The organism is Rhizobacter sp. (assembly GCF_031412495.1).
Classification (GTDB): domain Bacteria; phylum Pseudomonadota; class Gammaproteobacteria; order Burkholderiales; family Burkholderiaceae_C; genus Schlegelella_A.
This window is the reverse complement of record NZ_JANODC010000206.1, coordinates 1-8,270: the sequence shown is the minus strand read 5'-3', so window position 1 is coordinate 8,270 and position 8,270 is coordinate 1. Positions and strand designations below refer to the sequence as shown.

Sequence of the window (8,270 nt, the reverse complement as noted above, 5' to 3'; positions counted from 1 at the left end):
CCGAGCTCGGCAGCGAGAGCGCAGCCGTGCCCTACCTCGGCGTCGGCTACAGCAGCCTCGTTGCGAGAAGCGGCTGGAGCTTCAGCGCCGATCTCGGCGTCGTCTCGCGCAGCCCCTCGAACGTGGTCCGCCTGGGCCGGGTCGTCAATGGCGCGCAGAGCCTCGAGGACGTCGTCCGCGACCTGCGCCTGGCCCCTCACGTTCAGCTCGGCGTGTCCTATTCCTTCTGACGCCTTCACCGGGGCTTTCCGGATAAAGTCGGGTTCATCGACAGCTATCCAGGCGACCCGGACATGAACGACGTTCACCAACGCATCGACGACCTCGTCAAGAACCACCGCGTCGTGCTGTTCATGAAAGGCACGGCGCAATTTCCCATGTGCGGCTTTTCGGGACGCGCAATCCAGATCCTCAAGGCCTGCGGCGTCTCCGACCTCAAGACCGTCAACGTGCTCGAGGACCAGGAGATCCGCCAGGGCATCAAGGGCTACTCGGACTGGCCTACCATCCCGCAGCTCTACGTCAACGGCGAGTTCGTCGGCGGCTCGGACATCATGACCGAGATGTACGAAGCGGGCGAGCTGCAGCAGGCGCTCGGCATCGCCGCCTGAACGCGGCTCGCGCCAGCCCGGGCTCAGGCCGGCGACAGCTCCCAGCGCCGCCGCGCGGCGAACACCGCATTCGGGTATTCCGGCCGGCCGCGGCTGCCGTTGTACCGGCCGAGCGCCATGTAGAGGTCGCCGCGCTCGCGCTCCAGGTAGTGGCGCAGGATGACGCAGCCGAAGCGCAGGTTGGTCTGCATGTGGAACAGGCGGCCGACGTCGCCGTCGCCGATCAAGCGGGCCCAGAACGGCATGACTTGGGCATAGCCGCGCGCCCCGGCGATGCTGATGGCGTACTTGCGGAAGCCGCTCTCCACCTGGACGAGACCGAGCAGGAGGGCCGGCTCGAGCCCGGCCCGCGCGCTCTCGTACCAGATCGTCTGAAGGAACTCCACGCGGGTCACGAGTTCGGTCTTCTGCCGCGTGAGGCGGTCGCTCATGGCGGCGAGCCAGCGCAGGTAGGCGATCCGATCTTCCGCGGTCAGGAAGGAAGGTTTCGGCGGCGCTGCCTCGACCACGGCTGCGGACAAGGCCGAACGGACCGAGTCGGCCAGAGGTTCCTCGACCTGCGCCCCGGCCCGCGTCCGCCCGGGCCAGGCCAGGACGGCGGGGCCCGCCATGGCGGCGGCGACGAACGAGCGCCGTCCTCTCCCCGTCCGGGAGAGCCGCTCGGTCATGCGCCGAGCTTGCCCTTCAGGAACCGCAAGGCATCGGTGTGCGGGACCGTCGTCGCCGCCTCGTCGCGGCGGCCCTGGTACTCGAGCTCGCCGGCCTTGAGGCCCCGGTCAGAGAGCACCAGCCGGTGCGGAATGCCGATCAGCTCCCAGTCCGCGAACATGGCACCGGGGCGCTCGCCTCGATCGTCGAGGATCACGTCGATGCCGACGGCCGCGAGGCCTTCGTGCATGGCGTCGGCCGCCTCCTTCACCGCCGGCGAGCGGTCATAGCCGATGGGGCAGATCACGATCGCAAACGGCGCGATCGCCTGCGGCCAGATCATGCCGCGGGCATCGTGGTTCTGCTCGACGGCAGCGCCGACGATGCGCGTGACGCCGATGCCGTAGCAGCCCATCTGCAGCAGCTGGGACTTGCCGGCCTCGTCGAGGTACGTCGCATTCATGCTCTGGCTGTAGTAGGACCCGAGCAGGAACACGTGGCCCACCTCGATGCCCCGTTGGATTGAGAGGGGGCCCTTGCCATCGGGCGACGGGTCGCCCTCGACGACGTTGCGGAGGTCGGCGACCAGCTTCGGCTCCGGAAGATCCCGGCCCCAGTTCACGCCGGTGTAGTGGAAGTCGACTGCGTTCGCACCGCAGACGAAGTCGCTCATTGTCGCGACGGTGCGATCGACGACGAGCCTGACGCCGTCGTTCATGCCGATCGGACCCAGGTACCCGGGCGGCGACCCGAAGTTCGCCTCGATCTCGTTTGCCGTCGCGAAGCGAAAGCCGCCGGCGAGGCCGGGAATCTTCCCCGCCTTGACCTCGTTGAGCTCGTGATCGCCCCGCACCAGCAGCAGCCAAACGGTCGTGACCGACGCCCCTTCCGTGCCGGCGACATCAGTGGCGAGGACCAGCGACTTGACCGTGCTCGTGAGCGGCACGCCGAGCAGCGCAGCGACGTCCGCGCACGTGCTCTTGCCGGGCGTTGGCGTCTTGGCGAGCGCTGCCGATGGGTCCCGGCGCCCAGGCGTCGGCGCGACCGCCTCGGCCATTTCCATGTTGGCGGCGTAGTCCGAGCGGGGGCAGTAGACGATGGCGTCCTCACCGGTCTCGGCGATCACCTGGAACTCGTGCGAGCGGATGCCGCCGATCGTCCCGTTGTCCGCCGCCACGGGCCGAAAGACCAGGCCCATGCGCTCGAAGATGCGCACGTAGGCCGCGTACATGCCGTCGTAGCTGCCCCGGGCGCCATCGAGGTCGCGGTCAAATGAGTACGCGTCCTTCATGGTGAATTCGCGTCCGCGCATCACGCCGAAGCGAGGCCGCCGCTCGTCGCGGAACTTGGTCTGGATGTGATAGAAGTTCCGCGGCAGAGAACGGTAGCTGCGCAGTTCCTGCCGCGCAATGTCGGTGATGACCTCCTCGCTCGTCGGCTGGATCACGAAGTCGCGGTCGTGCCGATCCTTCACCCGCATCAGTTCGGGACCGTACTTCTGGAACCGACCCGATTCCTGCCACAGCTCCGCCGGTTGCACCACCGGCATCAGCAGCTCGATGGCGCCGGCACGGTCCATCTCGGCCCGAATGATGGCCTCGACCTTGCGGATGACGCGAAGGCCCATGGGCATGTAGGTGTAGATGCCGGCGGAGAGGCGCTTGATGAAGCCGGCCCGCAGCATGAGCCGGTGGCTCGTCGCCTCAGCGTCGGCCGGGGCTTCCTTCAGTGTGGAAACGAAGAACTGGCTGGCTTTCATCGGCGCGGCGTCGTCGATGCGGCGGTCAGGGTGCCCGAGGGTTTGACTCGCGTCATGCCGGTGCAATAATCGGTCAACGCAAGAATCGAGGTTGATTATGCTCGACCGTGATGGGTTCAGACCCAACGTCGGCATCGTCCTGCTCAACCAGCGAAACCAGGTTTTTTGGGGCAAACGGATAAGAACCCACTCCTGGCAGTTCCCGCAAGGGGGCATCAATTACGGCGAGACGCCCGAGCAGGCGATGTTCCGGGAACTCCACGAAGAGGTGGGGCTGCTGCCGGACCATGTTCGGATCGTGGCGCGAACGCGCGACTGGCTGCGCTACGAGGTGCCGCAGCACTTCATCCGCCGCGATGCACGGGGCCATTACCGAGGCCAGAAGCAGATCTGGTTCCTGCTCCAGTTGACCGGCCGGGACAGCGACATGAACCTGCGCGCGACGGACCACCCAGAGTTCGATGCCTGGCGCTGGAACGACTACTGGATCCCGCTCGACGTCGTGATCGAGTTCAAGCGCGACGTCTACCAGATGGCGCTCACAGAGCTGGCCCGTTTTCTTCCACGAGGCATTCAGCACAACCGCTACCTTCGCTCCGGCATGCGGCCGCACCATCGTGAGGACTCGGGTGATCGGTTTCGCGGCGGCGTGGAGCCCTCGCCCCGGGCCATCGATGGGGCGCCCGCTCTCCCGCCGGCCGCGTCGCTGGCCGGGCCGGCCGCGGCTGCCGCCGGACTCTCCGTGGCCCTTAGCAAGGATCCGATCGCCTGACCGGCGTTCACGACAACACGAAGTTGTCGCGATGGATCAGCTCGGGCTCGCCGGTGAAGCCGAGCAGCCGCTGAAACTCGGATGAGCTCTTGCCGGCGATCAGGCGGGCCTCGGCGCTGCTGTAGTTGCTGAGACCGCGGCCGATCTCCTCCCCGCCCCGGCGCCGGACGGCGATGACGTCGCCCCGGTGGAAGTCGCCCTCGACCCCGAGCACGCCCACGGCGAGCAGGCTTTTGCCGGCGCCCCGCACCTTCTCCGCCGCGCCGTCGTCGACGCTCACCGACCCGCGCAGCTGCAGGTGATCGCTCATCCACTGCTTGCGCGCAGCGACCTTGGCCGTCGTGGCGAGCAGCGCGGTGCCGATGTTCTCGCCGGCGGCGAGCCGGAGCAGCACGTCGGGCTCGCGTCCGGAAGCGATCACGGTGCTGGCGCCGCTTCGCGCGGCCCGACGCGCAGCGAGCACCTTGGTGAGCATGCCGCCGCGCCCGAGCGACGAGCCGGCGCCGCCGGCCATCCGCTCGAGGTCGACATCGCCGGCCGAGGCGCTTTCGATCAGGCGCGCATCGATCTGCCGGCGTGGATCGGCCGAGTAGAGGCCGGCCTGATCAGTGAGGATGACGAGCGCGTCCGCGTCCAGGAGGTTGGCGACCAGCGCGCCGAGAGTGTCGTTGTCCCCGAACTTGATCTCGTCGTTGACGACCGTGTCGTTCTCGTTGATGACCGGCACGACGCCGAGCCCGAGCAGCGTGAGAAGGGTCGATCGGGCGTTGAGGTAGCGCTCCCGGTCGGCGAGGTCGGCATGGGTCAGGAGCACCTGGGCGCTGCCGATGCCGTGCTCGCGCAGCGCGGACTCGTAGATCTGCGCCAGGCCCATCTGGCCGACCGCAGCCGCAGCCTGCAGCTCGTTGACCGCGCGCGGGCGCGACGACCAGCCGAGCCGCTTCATGCCTTCTGCGATGGCCCCGCTCGAGACCATTACCAGCTCGCGCTTCTGTCGCACGAGCTCGGCCATCTGCCGGCACCAGGCGCCGACGGCCTGCGCGTCGACGCCGCGGCCCTCGTTGGTCACCAGGCTCGAGCCGACCTTGACGACGATCCGCCTTGCGCTGCGGAGGACCTCTGTCATCGCTCGCTGCTCGCCTCGGCTCCGTCGAAGCGCGGATCCGGAGCTGCCGCAGCGGGGTTGCGCGAAGCCGCGATGTGGTCGTAGACGGCGCGCACGAGCGGTTCGCAACCCTCGCGAGTCAGGGCGGAGATCTCGAAGACCGGGCCCTTCCAGCGCAGACGCTTCTTGAACGCGCGCACGCGCTCGGCACGCTCGTCTACCGGAACCATGTCGAGCTTGTTGAGCACGAGCCAGCGCGGCTTGGCGACTAGCTGGGCGTCGTACTTCTCGAGCTCGCCGACGATGGAGCGGACCTGCGCGACCGGGTCGGCATCGTCGAATGGTGCGAAATCGACCATGTGCAGCAGGAGGCCGGTGCGCTGCAGATGGCGCAGGAACAAGTGCCCCAGCCCGGCCCCTTCGGACGCGCCCTCGATAAGCCCGGGAATGTCGGCGACGACGAAGCTCTGCTCAGGCGCGACCCGGACCACGCCGAGGTTCGGGTGCAGCGTCGTGAACGGATAGTCGGCGATCTTGGGTCGTGCGTTCGAAATGGCAGCGATCAGGGTCGACTTGCCGGCGTTCGGCATGCCCAGCAGGCCGACGTCGGCGAGCACGCGCAGCTCCAGCTTCAGCTTCTTCTGCTCGCCCGGCCAGCCGGGCGTCTTCTGCCTTGGCGCCCGGTTGGTGCTGCTCTTGAAGTGAAGGTTGCCGAAGCCGCCATCGCCGCCCCTGGCGATCAGCACTGGCTCGCCTGGCACCAGCAGCTCGGTGATCCGCTCGCCGGTTTCGAGGTCGGAGATGATGGTGCCGACCGGCATGCGCATGACGATGTCTTCGGCCGCTGCGCCATATTGATCGGAGCCTCGGCCGTTCTCGCCGCTGCGGGCCTCATGGCGGCGCGCGTAGCGATAGTCGATCAACGTGTTCAGGTTCGGGTCGGCCACCGCGAAGACGCTGCCGCCACGACCCCCGTCCCCACCGTTGGGCCCGCCGAAGGGGATGAACTTCTCGCGCCGAAAGCTCATGCAACCGTTGCCTCCGTCGCCGGCGACCACGTCGATGGTGGCTTCATCAACGAACTTCATGGACTGCTCCAGCGCGTGGCTCGCACCCGCCCGATCGAAAGTGATGGTAGTTCAGCTCAAACGAAAAAGCCCCGCTGACCGGGGCTTTTCGAACGGCGGGCGGACTGCGGCGTCAGGTTGCCTTGACGGCGACGGTCCGCCGGTTGCGCGGCCCCTTGACTGCGAAGCTCACCTCACCGTCCACGAGGGCGAACAAGGTGTGGTCGCGGCCGATGCCGACATTCGGGCCGGCGTGGAACTGGGTGCCGCGCTGGCGGACGATGATGGAACCGGCCGGAATGACCTGGCCGCCGAAGATCTTGACGCCGAGCATCTTCGGCTGGGAATCACGGCCGTTTCGCGTCGAGCCGCCGCCTTTTTTCTGTGCCATCTGAAACTCCTGGACCGCTGAACCGACTCAGGCGGCGTTGACCGCGCTGATGCGGATTTCGGTGAACGATTGCCGATGCCCCTGGCGCTTCTGGTAGTGCTTGCGCCGACGCATCTTGAAGATGCGGACCTTGTCGTGCCGGCCGTGCGAGACGACACTGGCCACGACGGTCGCGCCGGCAACGAGGGGCGCGCCGGTGATCAGGTCCGCGCCGCTGCCGATCGCCAGCACCTGGTCCAGTGTCACGTCGTGGCCGACCTCGGCGCCAAGCCGTTCGACCCGGAGGGTCTCGCCCGCTGCGACCTTGTATTGCTTGCCGCCGGTTTTGATGACCGCATACATAGTGAGATCCTTTGTTGGCGTCACCGTCGGCGAGCGACCGTTGCATCGGCTGGCGGTCAGGTCGGCAGGCCACGTCGCGCGACGTACCGATCGCCATGTGGTGAGCCTGCGACTATACCACGCCCGGTAGCACTCGAGCAGGAGCGCGGCACGGGCGAAACAGTTGCGGTCCCTGCAGGGTCGTTCGCCCGTTCGCCCCAGGGTCGCGTTTTCTATAATCCGCAGGTTGACCGCCGACCCCGTGACGATCCAGCTTTCTCAGCCCGCAAGATCGCTTCCGCAGCCCTTCGCCGCGGCTGCAGCCCTGATGGCCGACGACATGCGCCAGGTGGACGCGGTCATCCGCAGGCGGCTCGTGTCAAACGTCGCGTTGATCGACCAAATCGCCGACTACATCATCAGCGCCGGCGGCAAGCGGATCCGGCCGACGCTCGTCCTCCTCTTCTCGAACGCCCTCGGCTTCACCGGCCGCGAGCGCTTCGAACTTGCGGCGACCGTGGAATTCATCCACACGGCGACGCTGCTGCACGACGACGTGGTCGACGAGTCGGCGCTGCGTCGCGGCCGCCGCACGGCCAATGCCTTGTTCGGAAACGCCGCCAGCGTCCTGGTCGGCGATTTCGTCTATTCCCGGGCCTTCCAGATGATGGTCGAGGTCAACCGGATGCGCGTGCTGGACGTGCTCGCCGACGCGACTAACGTGATCGCCGAGGGCGAAGTGCTGCAGCTCATGAACATGCACGACCCGGATCTGACGGTCGACGACTACCTGCGGGTGATCCGGTTCAAGACTGCCAAGCTGTTCGAGGCCAGCGCACGACTGGGTGCCGTGCTCGCCGAGGCCGACGCGCCGATCGAAGAGGCCTGCGCCTCGTTCGGACGTTCGCTCGGCACTGCATTCCAGCTCGTCGATGACCTTCTCGACTACGAAGGCGCCACCGAGCAGCTCGGCAAGAACGTGGGCGACGACCTGCGCGAGGGCAAGCCGACTTTGCCGCTCCTCATCGCCATGGAGCGAGGCTCCGCCGCGGAGCGCACGCTCATCCGCGACGCCATCGAGCACGGCGAGATCGCCCGGCTCGGCGAGGTCGTGGCGATCGTCCGCTCCACCGGAGCCCTGGCCGCCACCCGGGAGGCGGCGCGCATGGAAGCCGAGCAGGCGCGGCTCGCGCTCGACCTCCTGCCGGCGACGCCTTACCGTGACGCTCTGCTAGACTTGTCGGTTCGTTCTGTCGAGCGTTCTTCTTGAAGTTGCGGCGTGAAGACAGGGTGAAAACGGGGTGTAGCTTAGCCTGGTAGAGCGCTACGTTCGGGACGTAGAGGCCGGAGGTTCGAATCCTCTCACCCCGACCAACCACCTGCTTCGTCCGTGACCTTGTTCGGGTCTGGCGCTCGCGCTCGCAGGGCCTCGTGAATTGTTGGCGCAGCTCCTGCGCACAGCGTTTACTTCGAGGGGGGGATAGGCGATGATCGCGCGCTTTTCTCACCCCTGATCGGCCCCCTTCTGTTGGATACCCTCGCCGAAGCACCGCACTCGGCCCTCTCTGGCGTGGCGAGGGTGCTGGTTCATGCCGG

General features: G+C 67.4%; 9 protein-coding genes, 1 tRNA gene and 1 pseudogene. 5 read left to right on the top strand and 6 right to left on the bottom strand.

Annotated elements, in window-relative coordinates:
- Together AC30N0_RS07785 and grxD are read left to right on the top strand one after the other, a co-directional pair.
- Positions 1–230 (top strand): annotated as a pseudogene (locus tag AC30N0_RS07785) (hypothetical protein); the annotation flags it as partial.
- 63 nt (positions 231–293) lie between these two features.
- Entirely contained in the window at positions 294–611 is a 318-nt protein-coding gene (gene grxD, locus AC30N0_RS07780; protein ID WP_489517355.1) for a Grx4 family monothiol glutaredoxin, read from the top strand.
- Between the two features lie 23 nt (positions 612–634).
- Here grxD and AC30N0_RS07775 read toward each other — a convergent pair whose 3' ends face one another.
- Both AC30N0_RS07775 and AC30N0_RS07770 read right to left on the bottom strand, forming a co-directional pair.
- The gene (locus tag AC30N0_RS07775) at positions 635–1,222 is read right to left on the bottom strand and encodes a lytic transglycosylase domain-containing protein (protein WP_489517354.1); all 588 of its coding nucleotides are present in this window, start codon (positions 1,220–1,222) and stop codon (positions 635–637) included.
- 53 nt (positions 1,223–1,275) lie between these two features.
- Complete coding sequence (locus AC30N0_RS07770; RefSeq protein ID WP_489517353.1) at positions 1,276–3,018, bottom strand: proline--tRNA ligase; 1,743 nt, start codon at positions 3,016–3,018, stop codon at positions 1,276–1,278.
- Positions 3,019–3,115: 97 nt separating this feature from the next.
- Between AC30N0_RS07770 and AC30N0_RS07765 the strand changes: the two genes are divergently transcribed.
- On the top strand, positions 3,116–3,790 hold the full coding sequence (locus AC30N0_RS07765; protein ID WP_489517352.1) for an RNA pyrophosphohydrolase: 675 nt from the start codon (positions 3,116–3,118) through the stop codon (positions 3,788–3,790).
- Positions 3,791–3,797: 7 nt separating this feature from the next.
- Here the strand turns inward: AC30N0_RS07765 and proB are convergent, their stop codons facing one another.
- The 4 genes from proB to rplU all read right to left on the bottom strand — a co-directional run bounded on the left by proB (position 3,798) and on the right by rplU (position 6,695).
- Positions 3,798–4,916, bottom strand: coding sequence for a glutamate 5-kinase (gene proB / locus AC30N0_RS07760; protein WP_489517351.1), 1,119 nt, complete (start codon positions 4,914–4,916; stop codon positions 3,798–3,800).
- On the bottom strand, positions 4,913–5,983 hold the full coding sequence (cgtA, locus tag AC30N0_RS07755) for an Obg family GTPase CgtA (RefSeq protein ID WP_489517350.1): 1,071 nt from the start codon (positions 5,981–5,983) through the stop codon (positions 4,913–4,915). The genes proB and cgtA overlap by 4 nt, the downstream gene beginning before the upstream one ends.
- A 112-nt stretch (positions 5,984–6,095) precedes the next feature.
- Positions 6,096–6,353: a 50S ribosomal protein L27 gene (gene rpmA / locus AC30N0_RS07750; RefSeq protein WP_489517349.1), complete on the bottom strand. Its 258-nt coding sequence runs from the start codon at positions 6,351–6,353 to the stop codon at positions 6,096–6,098.
- A 27-nt stretch (positions 6,354–6,380) separates the two neighbouring features.
- Positions 6,381–6,695 (bottom strand): 50S ribosomal protein L21, encoded by a 315-nt coding sequence (rplU, locus tag AC30N0_RS07745; RefSeq protein WP_489517348.1) that lies wholly within the window; start codon positions 6,693–6,695, stop codon positions 6,381–6,383.
- Positions 6,696–7,002: 307 nt separating this feature from the next.
- Here rplU and AC30N0_RS07740 point away from each other — a divergent pair, with 307 nt between their 5' ends.
- On the top strand, positions 7,003–7,944 hold the full coding sequence (locus AC30N0_RS07740) for a polyprenyl synthetase family protein (protein WP_489517356.1): 942 nt from the start codon (positions 7,003–7,005) through the stop codon (positions 7,942–7,944).
- A 27-nt stretch (positions 7,945–7,971) separates the two neighbouring features.
- Positions 7,972–8,048, top strand: a tRNA-Pro gene (locus AC30N0_RS07735).
- The last annotated feature ends 222 nt before the right edge of the window (positions 8,049–8,270 follow it).